13 protein-coding genes and 2 pseudogenes are annotated in these 14718 nt (G+C 61.9%); 7 read left to right on the forward strand and 8 right to left on the reverse strand.

Annotated features, from left to right (window positions below):
- Positions 1-85: 85 nt before the first annotated feature.
- The 5 genes from QZ409_RS10205 to QZ409_RS10225 form a co-directional block, all read right to left on the reverse strand.
- Positions 86-313, reverse strand: coding sequence for a DUF6117 family protein (locus QZ409_RS10205; RefSeq protein WP_296710291.1), 228 nt, complete (start codon positions 311-313; stop codon positions 86-88).
- Positions 310-726 carry a hypothetical protein gene (locus QZ409_RS10210; protein WP_296710294.1) on the reverse strand — a complete coding sequence of 139 codons (417 nt, stop codon included), beginning with the start codon at positions 724-726 and terminating at the stop codon, positions 310-312. The genes QZ409_RS10205 and QZ409_RS10210 overlap by 4 nt, the downstream gene beginning before the upstream one ends.
- 71 nt (positions 727-797) lie before the next feature.
- Positions 798-1019, reverse strand: a complete 222-nt coding sequence (locus tag QZ409_RS10215; RefSeq protein ID WP_296710297.1) for a hypothetical protein — start codon at positions 1017-1019, stop codon at positions 798-800.
- 53 nt (positions 1020-1072) lie between these two features.
- Positions 1073-3217, reverse strand: coding sequence for a ParB/RepB/Spo0J family partition protein (locus QZ409_RS10220; RefSeq protein ID WP_296710301.1), 2145 nt, complete (start codon positions 3215-3217; stop codon positions 1073-1075).
- A 168-nt stretch (positions 3218-3385) separates the two neighbouring features.
- A complete protein-coding gene (locus QZ409_RS10225; RefSeq protein ID WP_296710304.1) occupies positions 3386-4582 on the reverse strand; it encodes a DUF932 domain-containing protein in 1197 nt (398 codons plus the stop codon).
- Positions 4583-5263: 681 nt separating this feature from the next.
- Between QZ409_RS10225 and ltrA the strand changes: the two genes are divergently transcribed.
- A complete protein-coding gene (gene ltrA, locus QZ409_RS10230; protein WP_296710308.1) occupies positions 5264-6838 on the forward strand; it encodes a group II intron reverse transcriptase/maturase in 1575 nt (524 codons plus the stop codon).
- A 477-nt stretch (positions 6839-7315) separates the two neighbouring features.
- Complete coding sequence (locus QZ409_RS10235) at positions 7316-7618, forward strand: hypothetical protein (RefSeq protein ID WP_296710312.1); 303 nt, start codon at positions 7316-7318, stop codon at positions 7616-7618.
- 113 nt (positions 7619-7731) lie between these two features.
- Here QZ409_RS10235 and QZ409_RS10240 read toward each other — a convergent pair.
- A pseudogene (locus QZ409_RS10240) lies at positions 7732-7863 on the reverse strand (antirestriction protein ArdC); the annotation flags it as partial.
- 411 nt (positions 7864-8274) lie between these two features.
- On the opposite strand from QZ409_RS10240, the gene QZ409_RS10245 reads away from it, so the two are divergent.
- The 3 genes from QZ409_RS10245 (at position 8275) to QZ409_RS10255 (ending at position 10180) form a co-directional block, all read left to right on the forward strand.
- On the forward strand, positions 8275-8694 hold the full coding sequence (locus tag QZ409_RS10245; protein ID WP_296710316.1) for a type II toxin-antitoxin system MqsA family antitoxin: 420 nt from the start codon (positions 8275-8277) through the stop codon (positions 8692-8694).
- A 140-nt stretch (positions 8695-8834) separates the two neighbouring features.
- Positions 8835-9557, forward strand: a complete 723-nt coding sequence (locus tag QZ409_RS10250) for a hypothetical protein (protein WP_296710319.1) — start codon at positions 8835-8837, stop codon at positions 9555-9557.
- 17 nt (positions 9558-9574) lie between these two features.
- Positions 9575-10180, forward strand: a complete 606-nt coding sequence (locus QZ409_RS10255; RefSeq protein WP_296710366.1) for an RES family NAD+ phosphorylase — start codon at positions 9575-9577, stop codon at positions 10178-10180.
- 54 nt (positions 10181-10234) lie between these two features.
- On the opposite strand, the gene QZ409_RS10260 is transcribed toward QZ409_RS10255, so the two are convergent.
- Both QZ409_RS10260 and QZ409_RS10265 read right to left on the reverse strand, forming a co-directional pair.
- The gene (locus tag QZ409_RS10260; RefSeq protein WP_243065728.1) at positions 10235-10405 is read right to left on the reverse strand and encodes a hypothetical protein; all 171 of its coding nucleotides are present in this window, start codon (positions 10403-10405) and stop codon (positions 10235-10237) included.
- A 457-nt stretch (positions 10406-10862) separates the two neighbouring features.
- Positions 10863-10973: pseudogene (locus QZ409_RS10265) on the reverse strand (ATP-binding protein); the annotation flags it as partial.
- Between the two features lie 375 nt (positions 10974-11348).
- Between QZ409_RS10265 and QZ409_RS10270 the strand changes: the two are divergent.
- Together QZ409_RS10270 and QZ409_RS10275 are read left to right on the forward strand one after the other, a co-directional pair.
- Positions 11349-11756, forward strand: coding sequence for a hypothetical protein (locus QZ409_RS10270; RefSeq protein ID WP_296710327.1), 408 nt, complete (start codon positions 11349-11351; stop codon positions 11754-11756).
- Positions 11757-11921: 165 nt separating this feature from the next.
- A complete protein-coding gene (locus tag QZ409_RS10275; protein WP_296710330.1) occupies positions 11922-14648 on the forward strand; it encodes a phospholipase D-like domain-containing protein in 2727 nt (908 codons plus the stop codon).
- Positions 14649-14718: the final 70 nt, after the last annotated feature.

Consider the following 14718-nt stretch of genomic DNA (forward strand, 5'->3'; position numbering starts at 1 on the left):
CCCCTCCCGGCGACCCTCTTCCTCTCAACAGGCTGACATAAAAAAAGCGCCCGACATGCCGCCGGGCGCTGAAATTCCAAGTGCATCAAGACGAGGACTTAGGCGGAGGAACGTAAGCCTCATAAGGATTCCCATCCGCGAGATGGCCGAAGGGGGTGAAGAGGAAATCGGATCCCTCGCGCCCCACGGCGCAAATGACGTAACGCGGCTCGCCGGTCAGGGCGTCGGCGCATTCCATCAATGCGAGATGGCCGTTTTCCGCGGCGCGCAGCAGCGTCTGGAAATTGGCGTGTGCGTGATCGGGGATGCTCATGATTTGCCTCCCGCGTCGGCGATCGTCTGCGCAATCCAGTTTTCGGTGTCGATCCAGTCGACAGTTTCGCCAGTGGCGAGATCGAGCACATGAGCTCCGCCGCCAAAGCCATCGAGTCTCGGCTTCGAGCATGTGTTCGAATATTGGAAGCCCCAACACCCGGATAGGCCGAATTCCGAGGCGCAGATTTTGACGAAGCGGATCACCGATTCCGGATCGCCCGCGCCCTCGTCGCGCATCCAGAGCTGACTGCCCGCGTCCTCCGAGGGAACCGAAACGAAAAACCCATTGCTGAACTGCGCCTCCAGGGCGCCATCAGCGCAATCCGCCTCGTAGATTTCGATCGCGCGCGCCGCGTTTTCTGGCGCGCTGACATCAAGCAGGCACGAGAAGTGGGTGAAATAATCGGCCATGTCAGGCTCCTGAGAAAAGAAAGCCCGGCGCGAAGCCGGGCTCGGGGATCGGTTTGAAATCAGGGGAGGGCTCAAAGCCCAAACTCCCAGGACGGCCAAGCCTGACCGTCATCGGCGGCGGCGACCGCTTCCGCGAGATAGGCCGCGTCGCCCGCGACGGCGGTCGGATCGCGAACCGGCGTGTCGTCGATGACCGTCACCCGCGCGACAAGCCCATCTTCGACCTCGACATGCACCGGCACGAAATATAGAAACACCACGCGCCGAACAGGCGGAGAATTTTTCTGCAACATGAGACTGCTCCTTGAAAAAGGCGGAGAGCTTTTTCGCTCTCCGCCCGCGCCGTTCATTCGGCGGCGAGGACGCCGCTTTGGTCGTCTTCGGCTTCAGAGACCTCATCGTCATCGCCGCCGTCGGCAAGGAATGCGGGCAGCGCATCTTCGCCCTGGTCCGCGTCGGCAGAGCTCTCGACGAGGGGCGCCGCATCGGGATTATCGAGCCGCAGCGGCTCGGGCAGCCAGTTGCAATCGGCCAGCAGCCGCTGTGCCTCCTTGGCCATGTCGCCCTTTTTGAGATGCTCGAGCATTTGCGCCGCCCTGTCGCCGGCTCCTTCGCGCACCGCTTCGAGTATCCGCGCCTTGGTGACGCGTCCCAGGTAATTGCCGACCATCGGCCGCCAGCCGGCCTCCACCATGTCGAGGCCTGTCGCCCGCGCCAGGCGATCGGCTTGGCGCATGCGGCTTTTCAGGCCGTGCTCGGTGACGCCAGAGGCCCCATAGGGATTCGGCCTTTCGTAAAGCGCATTGACGCCATAGCTCACGCAATGGGCAAGCAGCGCCATGCGGCTCCCCTCGTCAAGCGCCGCCAGCCAATCCCACAGCGCTTCATCATCGGCGGGAATATGGTCGCCCCAGCTTTCGCGCCGCTCGTCGATGGATTTCGCGGAAGGACAGTCTTTCAGCTCCTCCGTCTGCGCCGAGAAGAAGACGTGCCGGACGTTTGCCTCCAGACATCCCGGGCCAGCCGGGTGCAGGAAATTGTCCGACACCAGTTTGTGCAGCAAGGCCGTCACGGCGATATGCGGGTTGTTGGCGACGGCGTCGCGAAGCGCCAAAGTGCGGTGCGCGGTCAATTCGGTGAGGAGACGGTCGGGCAGGGGCTTGATGCCCTCGTCCTCCTCTTCGTCCGGCTGCGCGGGCTCGCCGCCGAGGGTGATGACCGCGCGTTGAACCGCCGCAGCTTCGACCGGCTCAGCGGTCAAAGCCTCGCATTCGGGCGCCTCCTCGCCTTCGGCCGTGATGGGCGGTTCATCCGCTGGGCGCACATAACCGCGATCGACGGAGAGCGCGCCATCCGCGGCGATGCTGACGAAGGCGCCCGCGCGCGCGATTTCGACAGGGTCGCAGCGAAGGGGACGATTTTCGAAATTCTCGAGCGCCGTCTCGATTTCGCCGAGACGCCGGTCGATCTCTTCCGGCAGTTCCTCGGCCGTCTCATATTCGCTTTCGAGCTTGTCGCGTTCAGCCTGGAGCGCTTCCATCGCCGTCCGTTCGTCCTCGGTCAGCTCGGGCGCCGCGCCCAAAAGCTCCCGCAATCCATAGGCGACGCCATAGGGCAGGCTGACCGCGACCTCGATCCATTTCCAGCCCTCGGCGGCGATTTCTTCCGCCGCGGCCTTGAGCTTGTCCGCCGCCAAACGGTCGAGCAGGGCGACGTCCTGCAGCCAGCCGCCATCGTCGGACTGGAACAGGTCGCGCAAGACAACGCCGCCAGCGGCTTCATAAGCTTCGATGCCGACGAACAGCCCGCGCTTGTCCGAGGCGCGCACCGTGGTTTCCGTCAGCATGCGACGGATCTGATAAGGCTCCTTCTGCCAGCCGTTCCGGATCGCCTCCCAGACCTGTTCCTGGCGGGCGTGATCCTGCGAGACGGTGAAGGCCATCAACTGTTCGAGCGTCATGCCATCATCGGCGTAAATATCGAGCAGCGCGGTCGACAAGGAAGCGAGCCGCAGGCGCTGTTTCACGACATTGACGCCGACGAAAAAGGCGGCGGCGATGGCTTCCTCGCTCATGCCTTTCTCGCGCATCGCCTGAAAGGCGCGATACTGGTCAAGCGGATGCAAAGGCGCGCGCTCGATATTCTCCGCGAGCGACACTTCCTCGATCAGGATGTCGTCATTCGCTTCCGACACGATGCAGGGCACGGGCGCGGTCTTGTTGAGCCGCTTCTGTTTCACCAGCAGCTCCAGCGCGCGGTAACGCCTTCCGCCCGCCGGGACTTCGAATGTTCCGGTCTCCTGGCCACCGGCGTCGAGCACGGCGCGGACGTGCAAGCTCTGGATCAGGCCGCGTCGGCCGATGGATTCAGCCAATTCCTCAATCGACAGGCCAGCCTTCAAGCGGCGAACATTCGCCTGGCTCAATACCAGCTTGTTGAAGGGGATGTCGCGCGCGGACGCGAGGGTGATTTTCTGGACGGCAGTCGCCATGGTCTTTACTCCGCGACGGGCGCCGAGAGCCTCTCTCTCCTGCCAAAACCCGTCACGACGCGAAGCGCCGCCCTTTTCCTCTGAAGGGCGACGCAAAGGGCTCGGGTCGAGCAGGTGAGAGCAGGTTGGACCGGAAGCGCGCGCAACTGCGTTTCCGATCCATGATGTTCAAGCCGCGCGATCCAGCAGCTTTTTCGCCTTGGCCTCCATGTCCAGGCGGGCGTCCTGATGCGGTCTGTCCCGGGCGACTGCGGTGATGCCCTGCACGAAATCGAAAATGCTTTCGGGCGGGCGGCCTTCTTCGGACAGCATCGCGTCGATGATCTTGCCGGTTTCGGCTTTCGAGAACCCGCGCCGCCGAAGGAATTCGCTGCGATCCTCGTCGTTGCGCGCGACGATCTTTTCGCGCGCCGCCTTGACGCCGTTGACGAAAGGCATGGGCGAAGAATTCGCGAAATTCAGCAGAGCAGGGGCCGCCTCATGGGCAAAGCGCGAGGCGGCATATTTGGAGTGGCGGATGGTGATTTCCTCGAAATCCTCGACGCCCCAGAGGTTCCGGTTCTGGCAGACCGCGCGCAGGTAAAAGCTCGCTATGCCCAGCGTCTTGGCGCCGACTTCGGAATTCCAGCAATAAAAGCCGCGAAAGAAAATATCGGGCGAACCGTCGGGCAGGCGGCCTGCCTCGATCGGATTCAGATCGTCGACCAGAAACAGGAAAACGTCGCGGTCGCTCGCATAAAGCGTCGTCGTATCCTTGGTGATGTCGACGCGCGGATTATAGACTCCGGTGGACCAATCGAGCACGCCCGGCACTTTCCAGCGCGTGTCGCCCGTTCCATCGCCGGCGATGCGCTGCACCGCCTCTACCAGCTCATGGTCAAAGATACGGCCATAATCGGGACCCGTGACCGCGCGCAGCTCGACGCGGCCGTCTTCGGTTTCGAGGGTCTTGACCTGCTCGGCGCGGTGTTGGGTCAAGCCATATTGCAGATTGATGCCCGCCAGCGCCGCCGGAAGCTGGCGCAGATAGGCGGCCGGGGCGCCCACCAGGCTCGCAAGCTGCCCGAAACTCCAATGGGTGGGCGCAACAGGGCTTTTCGCACCCGGCAAGGACAGCGACAGCCTTTCCGGATTGTCGCGACTGGCTTCGACCTGAATCAGCGCGCTCTCGACGACGCGGGAGCGGCTGCGCTCCGCGCGGCCGCCGACCGCGCGCGCCAACTCCGTCAATGACAGATAGCGCTCGTCGGCAGGGCGCGAAAACCACTCCGACGAGACGCGGCCAACCCTCTGGCCGCGACTCACATCCACCTTATAGCCGCTGCTCGCATCGCGCCGCGCGTCCAAAACCTCAACCTGGGTCATGATGAAAATCTCCCTGACGGGCGCGAAAGACTTCTCTCTCGACACTCAACCCGTCATTGCGCCAAGCGCAGCCCTCTAACTCTCCGTACGCCAAGTGCACAACCCACTGACAACAAAGGAGGATCAACAGCTGGGTTAAAACTACCGAACAGTCCAGCGGGGTGCAAGTCCCTGACCGCCACACGGTGCAGCGTGGGGCGAGAAGCAAACGGGTGAGGTAAGCCGGGTACTTCCGGCAAGCCATAAATCAGTAGAACCCGTTAAAGCCGGGCGCGAGGGGACTTCCGATCCCGAGGCGGCCCGGCCAGCAAGTCCGTCATGGAGAGGGCAACCGAACCGATGGCAGACGCCCCGTCAAGAGGGATTTCACCAACTCGGAAGTGGGTGAAATGGTCGCAAGACCTGTGAAGCGCCGGCGCGTTGTTCAGAGGTGCGCGCCAGGGACATCGGAAATTTTCCGATGTCAGCCACCGAGAAAGCCTGCAAGGCTCGATGGCCAGAATTCACACGGGGTACAGTCGGCTCCTGCAACGGACAAGGGACGGCGGTGGAACTTGGGAACCCGCCCGCATTTCCGCGCTCTCTCCTTCTGGGAGGAAGGGCGGATAGCCGAAATGACCGGCGATCATGCGGACGGGGGCGGAGCCTGCGTAGTAGTCCGAGGGCGGGAAAGCCGTCCACATGGCGAAGGCAGGCAGTGAATACATTTTGCAAGCAGGAGAAGGACTCATGTCCGACGCGGCGAATACCGGGTTTATTCTCGACATGCAGCGCAAACTGTATCGGTGGAGTACCGCGAACCCCGCCAAGGTGTTCGCGGATCTGTTCAATATCGTCTGCGACCGCAGAACGCTCACCCACGCCTGGCAAAGGCTGGCTCGCAACGCGGGCAGCAACACGCCGGGTACGGACGGCGTGACGCGGGAAATGATCCAAAAGCGCTCCAATGGCGTCGCGGGACTTCTGGAGGAAATCCGGCAAGACCTGCGGCACGGAACCTACCGGCCCCAACCGGTTCGGCAGAGGTTGATTCCGAAACCGGGCAAACCGGGAAAGTTCAGGCCATTGGGCATCCCCACGCTTAAGGATCGACTGGTCCAAATGGCGCTCAAAATGGTGCTGGAGCCCATATTCGAGGCGGATTTCTATCCTATCTCTTATGGTTTCCGGCCCGGTCGAAGCACCCACGATGCACTGGCGAGAACTCAACAACGCCTGCACCCTTCATCCGTTGGTCCATCGCGGACCCGCTATGTGATCGAGGGCGACATCAAGGGCTGCTTCGACGCCATCGATCATCATGTGCTGATGGAGCGAGTGCGCCGCCGCATCAAGGATCGCAAGGTCCTGCGGCTCGTACTTGCCTTTCTGAAAGCCGAGATCATGATCGAGGGCAGCCTTCGGCATTCGGTGACGGGCACCCCGCAAGGGGGCGTCATTTCGCCGTTGTTGGCCAACATTTATTTGACGGCCATAGACGAGCGATACCGACGCTGGGTTCCCGGCCCACGGGAAGAAGCGGCAAAAGCAACCAATCGCCACAACTGGGATCGGAAGCTTGGCCGCCCAATCTTCTATATGGTGCGCTACGCGGACGACTTCGTCGTCCTTGTGCAAGGGACCCGCGAAGATGCCGAAGGAGAGCGGCAGGCGCTGGCGCAGTTCCTCAACGAGGAGCTGCACATGGAACTGTCGATGGAGAAGACCAGGATCACCGATGTTCGCGAAGGCTTCGACTTTCTGGGATATCGGGTCGTGCAGAAGAAGTCGCCCGCAACGAGGCGACACGTCGGCAACCTCTTCATCCCGAAGGGGAAGCTGCAACTTTTGCGCGACAAGATCAGGGCTAAGGTGAGAAAAACGCCAACTGGCTGGACCCTCGCCGATCTCATCGACAAGCTCAACCCAGTCATCGTCGGATGGCGGAACTACTATCGCTATGCCTCCCGGGCATGGAAGGAGTTCTCGAAACTCGACTGGTGGCTGGATCAGCGTATCGCACTCTGGTTGCGCAGAAAACACGACAAAACAACGTGGGCGGAATTGTTCCGCCATTATGCGCAATCCAGATGCGGGAAGCGCAAAAGGTGGCGTCAAGAGAAAAGGGAAATCGCCCTCTTCGCCGAGGCCCATCAGCAGCGCTTCCCCGACCGGGGCATACGAATACCAAACGGATGGAACGCCGTCCAAGACGAACGGTTCCGCAAGGGAGCCGACAAGCACTGGGAGGCGTTCAACACCCTCGCCTTTTTGTGAGGGCCACCCGTGGCAATCGCCACGCATGGAGAGCCGGATGCCGGGAAACTTGCACGTCCGGTTCGGGGAGAGGGATGAAGAAACCTGCCCCGGCAACGGGGCAAGGCGCTTCATCCCTACTCTACGAGATGAAGGGAGAACGCTCAGTTCGACGCTTAACTCGGCCAATTCCTCGACCGAAATGCCGCACTGAATCCGGCGTAAGTTCGACTGGCTGAGAACGAGCTTGTTGAAGGGAATGTCCCGGGCGCTGCCTAGGACGATTTTCTGGATGGCGGGCGCGAATGCCTTTCCTTCGCGGAGGACCCGGCCGAAAGCCAAACTCGTGACCTCCCTATCCGTCGCGAAGTCCTCGGCCTATTGCCCCTCTATGTGAGCAAGGTTGCGGCCTTGCGCAGCAATAGAGCCTTCACCTTTCGGCCGTAGGATTCCAAAGCTCGGGCGCGTGGACGCAACACGCCCGAGCGGGGGGCTTTGGTGAGGAATACAGAACCGCACGAATCGCTGGAAGACGACGCGATCGATGCTCATCGCGCCTATTTGCAAGCGCTGCTCGCGTGGGAGCGGACGACGCACGAAGCTTCCTGTCCGATCTGCGGCTCAAAGAATATGTCCGTCGAGGCCCACAAAAGCGCCATTGTCGCCGCAGAGGCGCACAAGGAGGCTTGCCGCGTGCGGTTTCGCGACTTCGTCGACCAGTTGGGATACGTGCCGCGACAAGACGACCTCGCCCTGCCGGACGAGCGGTATTCCCCGGCTTGCGGTTCGCGCGTGAACTGACGCGTGCGCCGGCGCCGCAGCATCAGAATTTCGCCACGCGCCCTCCCAATATCTGACTGATGAAACGGTGGAATTGGCGGAGACGGTCCATCGCCGCCAGGGACTGGAGCGCCTCAGGCGACTCGAGGGTCGGTCGCGTCGGTCTCGGGCTCATTCACAGCTATTGGCAGAAAGCCAAAGAGGTAGTCGGCGGCCTTGCTCGCCTGCGAGGCGGCGCGGACGATGGCGCGATTGCCCGCGCGCATGCCCGCCACGGCAGGGCAGCCTGCCCAGCGATCCCTGGCCGATCGCCGGTCGCGCGACCGATCGTCACCGGAGGCGGAGACCCACATGGGGCTCCGTGAAGCCGCGCAGCCGGCGGAATAGAGCGGGGCCGGTCTCGGACGCGCCCCTTGAATTGCCCTCTTTATGGTGGCATGTTGCGACAACGGAAAAACGTCGGCCGACTTACGATCTCGAGGCCATCAAGCTCGCGATCGGTTCGGTTGAGACGCTGGCGATGACGCGATCGGCTTTGCGCGACGCGACGGCGCTCGGATTCGGTCGCGGCGGGATCGTCGAGATGATCAGCGGATCGAACGGTCGTTGTTCTTCAAATCGATCCAGGCGGACGTGATCACCGAGTTCGCCGTGATGTCGTTCAAGGAGAAATCACCATGGCCTCGCAAGAGAAGATTCTTCCCGACACGATGGCCTCACCCGAGACCGGCGAAACGCTGACGCGCGGCGTGCGCCCCTTCGTTGTCGCTTATAAGGGCGAGACGATCACCGTCGATCTGCCGGGCTATTATCCGGTCGGAGAGGGTGATGGCGTGCATGTCGGCAAGGACATGGGCGTGGTCGACGAGGCGCTGCGCGCTCTCAAGGAAAAGCTCGAAGGCGTGCCCTCGCCGGCGACGATCCGGCGCGTGCGAACCAAGCTCAAGCTGTCTCAGCGCGAAGCCGGCGCGCTTCTCAAAGTGGGCGAGAACGCCTTCGACAAATACGAGCGCGGCCTCGTCGAGCCGAGCGGCCCGACGAGCCAGTTGATTAAGATCCTCGACCGGCACCCCGAAATCATCGACGAGCTGCGATAGACGCCTGCCGGGACCAGAGAGAGGCCCGCCGGCGGGGCCGGTCCCCGGGCGCGCCCCTTGTTCTCCGGCCGGGCGGCAGAAAACTGACGAACTTGACGAAACTGACAACAATGACCATATTGCTGGCCGGAGGCCTGTCCATGACAGTCACGAAAAGCAAGAGCGGTCGCTCCCCCAAGCAGGGATCGAAGCGGGCCGCGTCACTGACCATCGGGTTGGCGACGAGCGGGCCGGTGCCCCGCGTCACTCCGTCTTCGGGCAAGATTTCGCTCGCTCCCAACCTGTTGAAAGGCGTCGTCGCCCGCAAAGGCGCGGCAAAAGGCGTTCTCTCGGGCTTCGGCCGTGCGGTGTTGCAAGCCGAACGCACCGGCAAACCCGTCCGAATGACCATTTTGGTCGAGCCGAAGGCCATTTCGCCACATATCGCCGTCGAGGAAGTGGACACGCCAACGGGCGACGCACTCGATACAGCTCTGGCCGCGGCGAGGACACGCGGCGACGCGCGCGCAGCGGACATACTGAACGGCGAGGACATGCTGACCGCCGACGCTTTCGCGGAGGAGATCGGCGCGACGCGCGAGACGGTTCACAAGAAACGCCGTCGACACGAAGTGCTCGGGCTGGAAGGGCCGAAGCGCGGCGTTCGCTTCCCGAAATGGCAGGTGAGCCGGTCGGGCGAGCTGCTGCCGGGCTTGCCGCTGCTGTTTCGCAGTCTCGGTGAACATCCCTGGGCGGTCTATCGGTTCTTGCTGCAGGAACACGCTGAACTCGGCGGCAGCACGGCGCTCGAAGCGCTGCGGCGCGGCCGCGTCGAGGACGTGATCGCGGTGGCAGGCTCGATCGGCGCCGGCGCGTTCGCCTGAACATGCCATTGTCAGGCATGCTCCCACCGAAGGGATTCGCGTCGCGACCGCTGGCGCTCGCCGATATCGCGGCAGGCACGGTCTGGCGGCGGCTTTATCAAACCCGTTTCACCGATCCGCTCGGCTACGGCTTGGGGCCAAGCCGTTTCAGCGACCCGGAAACGAGTTTCCTTCCACCCGCACGTTTCGGCGTCGTCTATCTTGGCAGCAGCGTGAAGGTTTGCTTTCTGGAGGCGATTCTGCGCGATCGTGGCGTCGGACGGACCCGCGCCTTTCCGATCGAATGGGCCGAGCTCGAAATGTGGACCTGCGGTGAGCTCCGGATTGACGCGGCGTTGAGCCTCGTCGACCTCCGGGGCGACGGTCTCGTGCGGATGGGAATCCCGACCGATGTGGCGCGCGCGAGTTCGCAGGATCTCGGGCGCGCCTGGTCACGGGCGTTCTGGTCGCATGACGCCAAACCGGACGGGATCATTTACGACTCGCGGCTGAACGGCGAGACCAATATCGGTCTCTATGACAGGGCGCTGACCAAGGTCGCCGCGACCGCGACGCCGCGGCTCGTCGACTGCCGGGCCGAGCTCGCAAGCATCATCAACGACTTCGATCTCGCGATCGTCTGACACTTGTACGACGACCGCGATCGGGAGCCCCTGAGGCTCCCGAGGAACCCGCCGTCAACGCGTCCACGGGTCGTATTCAAAAAGTATCATTGCGGGATCACCGTCGAATTCGTCGGAGGGCAGGACGCCGTAGCCGCCGTCGGATTTGAAGAGTGTGACACAGACCATCAGCGTCTTGGCGAGGCTCCAGGCGTGGGTCTGAGCGAGGGTGAGATTCTGCGACATTGTTCCGGCTCCCGTCTTGGGCGGGGCCATCCCCGCTCGACAGGCGCCCGAAGCGTCCGGATCGTGGGCGCGATCACCTCGCAGGCGGAGCCGCAGAGGCCGCATGCGCGCATAGCGGACCCCTTGCGGGTTGATCGTCAAGGCCGCGGCCGCGACCAAGGAGTGCGCTGAGACAGAGCGGGTTGGCGCCGCGCGAGGCGAGAGGCCGAACGGCGGCATGCCGCTATAGATCGCTTCATAGCACCCGGCCCTAATCCGATAGGTCTCCTGCCAGATGCCGACATCGCCCCGACCATCCTTGACGCGGCGGATAAACTCGCCACGCTGGCCAGTGGATTCGCGCCGGCGCGCGGGTATAGGCCTCATGGTGTTCGAAAGATCGCCAATATTGCACGATCAGGCGGGCCGACAGTCCGCTATGTCCCAGAAATCGGGGCTTCCGGCACACGGATATTTCGGCGGCGACGCTCGCCTTGAAAGGAAAACGTTCGTTGCCGTTTTCGACGATGTGGCAATAATGCGTCAGGCAATCGAGCAAGGCAGTTGCCATTTTGGCGTTGCAGAACATGCCACCCGTTAGCGAGCCGAATGCATGCTCTACTTCAGCTACGATGCGCTTCTCTCTTACAGAAATCTCGACCGGAAGCGGGACGCGCTCATCGCGGGGAACGAAAACACCATTGCGTCCGGGCAGTCGGGAATTGGTACCGCCTTCGGCCTCCGAAACATTGCCACAACATGGAATGTTGACCGCCCGATAAATAAAATCTCTCCGTTCGCGTAGGTTGTCACAAATATTCCAACCAACGTGCGGCTTAATTTATGGTCTGCAAGCGCGACAAGGGAGGCGTACGTGAAATTCGGAAAATTCGATAGTTTCGAGACGTTCATCGATTCTTATCGGGCGGCCGAGCGGCGCAAGGCGTCCGAGGACCTTGCGACCATGCCGCAGGATCTTGCTCTCGAAAAGATCCGCAGCGACAAGGTGCGCGCGGTTGTCGAGGTCAAAGCTAAGGTCGCCGAGGATCTTGGCAATGAGGGAGGCGAGGCCTCGCACCAACATTTCTTGATCAACATCGATAGCGCGAAGCAGATTGCTGAGGCTGTTGAGGACGACGTCAATCGTGTCATCGAGGCGCAAGAAAACGTCTTTCTCGCCATCCGTTATGGCGATTCCATGGGCCTGACAGCGCCCGTCGAAGGCATGACCGTCGGTGCCGCGTTCGACGCGCAGGGCGAGTGGATTCCGAAAGACAAAGCCTATGCGCACGGCGGTGAAAATATGTCGGTGCTTCATTTCACGCACCATCCGCTCGGCTTCATATGCTCGCCTTTGCGCTGTTACAGCTGACCACCTACCAAAGAGGGGAGACCGACAATGCCTCTGGACGCCTACCAGGCCGAACAGACGCGCAAGCGCTTCGACGAGCGCAGGGCCGAGCGCGCCGAAAACGAGCGGTTGATGCGCGAAGGACGCCTACTCTCGATTGATACGCCGCAACGCGTCGCCAAATTCTTGGCGCGTCGCGGCCTAGTCGACACGCCGGCAGGTTATGTCTTTGCCTCCGGAGCGCCGGACACGGTGTCCGACGAACTCGCGGGCGCGTCGGGGGCGGAAGTCCTCGAACGCATAATGGGCAACAACGACCTCATGGGCATCGCCTTTCTCGAACAAGGCATGCGCCTCTCGCGGACCGTCTGCCGTGTCTGGGTCGACGCGACTGCCGCCGGCGGCGCCGCCGCCTTTGGTACCGGTTTTCTCGTCTCGCCCAGTCTCATGCTCACGAACCACCATGTGCTCGGTGATCCGGAGGTGGCGGCTCGATCGCTCGCACAGTTCGACTATGCGCTGCACGAGGATGGAAGCCCTTATCCTGCCGCGCTATTCGAAGTCGATGTGGACCGGTTTCACCTCGCCGACAAAGCGCTCGATTTCGCGCTCGTCGCGTTGAAGCCAAACTCAAGAGAAGGCCGCCCACTGCCGGAATACGGCTGGAACCAACTAATTGCCGACGAAGGCAAGGCCATCGAGGCGCAGTACAGCAATATCATCCAACACCCCGCCGCCGGCTACAAGCAACTGGCGCTGCGTGAGAACCGCATCGTTGATATCTTCAGCGATTATTTGCATTACACGGCCGACACACTCGGCGGCTCGTCGGGCTCTCCCGTGTTTAACGATCGCTGGGAAGTCATCGCCCTTCACCATTCGGGCGTTTGGGCGACGAATGCGGCGGGCAAACCGCTTTGCGTCGATGGCGTCACCGTTTGGCGTCCAGAAATGGGCGAGGACCAGCTGAAATGGCTCTATAATGAGGGAGTGCGGGTCAGTTCGCTCGTCAGGTTCATACAGGCGCAGCCGGTAGGCGCGTCGCGCAAGGAACTCGTCGAAGAAATGCTTAACATGGTGGCGCGCCCGACGGCGTCGGCACCCGCAGCCACTGGCGGACGACAAGCCGAACAGACTGCCTATGCCAACGCAGATGGCGTCGCTACCTGGACGATTCCCTTGCGCATATCCATGTCGATCGGCGACACTGCCCCGGCGCGTGTCCGACCGCCGGCCGCCGTTGCGCCACCCCTTCCTGAGGTGGCCGCGAAAGCGCCAACCCGACCAGAAAAGCCACCGAACGCCGGCGAACATGTCGGCGATGCCGAATTATTGCGCGAGGCGCAACAGGCTTTCGGTCGGTATGGCGCGTTGAAAGTGCGCCTCGGTTACGAGTTCCGTGACGGCGTCATAACGAAGAACCGCGCATTGGTCGTAACCGTCGCGGAAAAGGCTTCGATGACCACACTACGGACGCTCGGTTACGATCGCCTGCCCGATACGTTTCGAGGGATGCCGGTGCAGGTAACACCGCAAACCCCGGAAGATATCATGGCGGAGCAATTGGGGCCGGCTGGTCACGAGCGACTTGCCAGCTTCGCCATGCCCCGCGCCGAAGAAATCACATACAAGCCGCCGGCGGGCGTCAACCTTGGACGGGTAACAGACCGCATGAAGGTGACTGCGCATGTCAGCCCCGACGTGGGCTGGCCGACGCTCGCGCCATTCCTTTCAGCGACGCGCCGCCGACTCGTCGTTGGCATGTATGACTTCGGTGCGCCGCATATTGTTAAAGCGACGGAAGCCATGGGCAAGAAGACCGGCTTCCAGAAATTCACGCTGAGCATGCGCGAACACGGTTCGCTTGGCGATCCCGAGGGCGACGGCGTCAAAGCGAACGATTACGACAACGCTGACGCGGCGAAGGAGCTTGCCAATCAGCTCAAGGCGAAATTCGAATGCGCCTTTGTCGCGCAGGGCCTAGTGAACGGCTGGATAGCCAAAGCGTACCACATTAAGGTCGCTGTGCGCGACAGTTCGGCATTCTGGATTTCGAGCGGCAATTGGCAATCGTCAAACCAGCCCGACGTTGCACCGCTAAACGACAATCCGCAGACGATCGAGCCCCTGCACACATATAATCGCGAATGGCACGCAATTGTCGAACATGACGAATTGGCGAAGACATTCGAAGCCTATCTGCTCAACGACTTCAACAACAACCCGGCCGCTGAAGAAGCAGCCCAAATTCCGTTGCCCGATCTCTTTGTGCCCATCGAATTGCCGGGACTCGATCTCGAAGCCACGCCTGCTTTTCGCTATTTTGAGCCTTTCATCGATGACCGGCAATTCTCAGTGACCCCGCTGCTGACGCCCGATCGCTTTGTCGAACCTGTCGTCGAACTGATCAACCGCGCGCAAAACGAAATATTGCTCCAGAATCAGACCTTCGCCGCGCCCTTGGACGGGCAGGACGAACTCGCCCAACTCATCGACGCGATCATCGGCCAGCAGAACCGGGGCGTAAAGGTTCGCATCATCATTCGCAAGTTCATGGCCGCCAAAGACCGACAGAACCTTGAAATGCTGGCCGATCGCGGCCTCGATCCTGCGAGCGTGCGCTATCAGATCAACAGCCATACAAAAGGTCTCATCATCGACCGCAAGGAAGTGCTCCTCGGTAGCCAGAACTGGACGCAACTGGGCGTCACACTCAATCGTGACGCCAGCCTGCTGTTCGAGGACCCAGCTCTCGCGCAATATTTTGCGCAGATCTTCGATCATGATTGGAACGTGCTGGCCTCGCCGAAGATCGGCAGCGGCAAGACCGCGACACGCGTCGCCAGAGCCAATGAGGCGACGCCGCCGGGCTTCGTCCGCATCAGCGCGGCGGACGTCCTTAATCCACCCTAATGTAAGTCATGACCTTCCTCATTGGAGCGCCCTAGTTCTGAACTGGGCTCCGCCGCGAGGCGATAGGGCA

Source organism: Rhodoblastus sp., assembly GCF_019449565.1.
Lineage (GTDB): Bacteria > Pseudomonadota > Alphaproteobacteria > Rhizobiales > Beijerinckiaceae > Rhodoblastus.

Coding starts and splice junctions, on each gene's coding strand:
- QZ409_RS10250 (WP_296710319.1), top strand. CDS start 8,835: ATGACAGTCACGAAAAGCAAGAGCGGTCGCTCCCCCAAGCAGGGATCG.
- QZ409_RS10205 (WP_296710291.1), bottom strand. CDS start 313: ATGAGCATCCCCGATCACGCACACGCCAATTTCCAGACGCTGCTGCGC.
- QZ409_RS10225 (WP_296710304.1), bottom strand. CDS start 4,582: ATGACCCAGGTTGAGGTTTTGGACGCGCGGCGCGATGCGAGCAGCGGC.
- QZ409_RS10260 (WP_243065728.1), bottom strand. CDS start 10,405: ATGTCGCAGAATCTCACCCTCGCTCAGACCCACGCCTGGAGCCTCGCC.
- ltrA (WP_296710308.1), top strand. CDS start 5,264: ATGGCGAAGGCAGGCAGTGAATACATTTTGCAAGCAGGAGAAGGACTC.
- QZ409_RS10210 (WP_296710294.1), bottom strand. CDS start 726: ATGGCCGATTATTTCACCCACTTCTCGTGCCTGCTTGATGTCAGCGCG.
- QZ409_RS10270 (WP_296710327.1), top strand. CDS start 11,349: ATGCCGCAGGATCTTGCTCTCGAAAAGATCCGCAGCGACAAGGTGCGC.
- QZ409_RS10215 (WP_296710297.1), bottom strand. CDS start 1,019: ATGTTGCAGAAAAATTCTCCGCCTGTTCGGCGCGTGGTGTTTCTATAT.
- QZ409_RS10245 (WP_296710316.1), top strand. CDS start 8,275: ATGGCCTCGCAAGAGAAGATTCTTCCCGACACGATGGCCTCACCCGAG.
- QZ409_RS10255 (WP_296710366.1), top strand. CDS start 9,575: ATGCTCCCACCGAAGGGATTCGCGTCGCGACCGCTGGCGCTCGCCGAT.
- QZ409_RS10220 (WP_296710301.1), bottom strand. CDS start 3,217: ATGGCGACTGCCGTCCAGAAAATCACCCTCGCGTCCGCGCGCGACATC.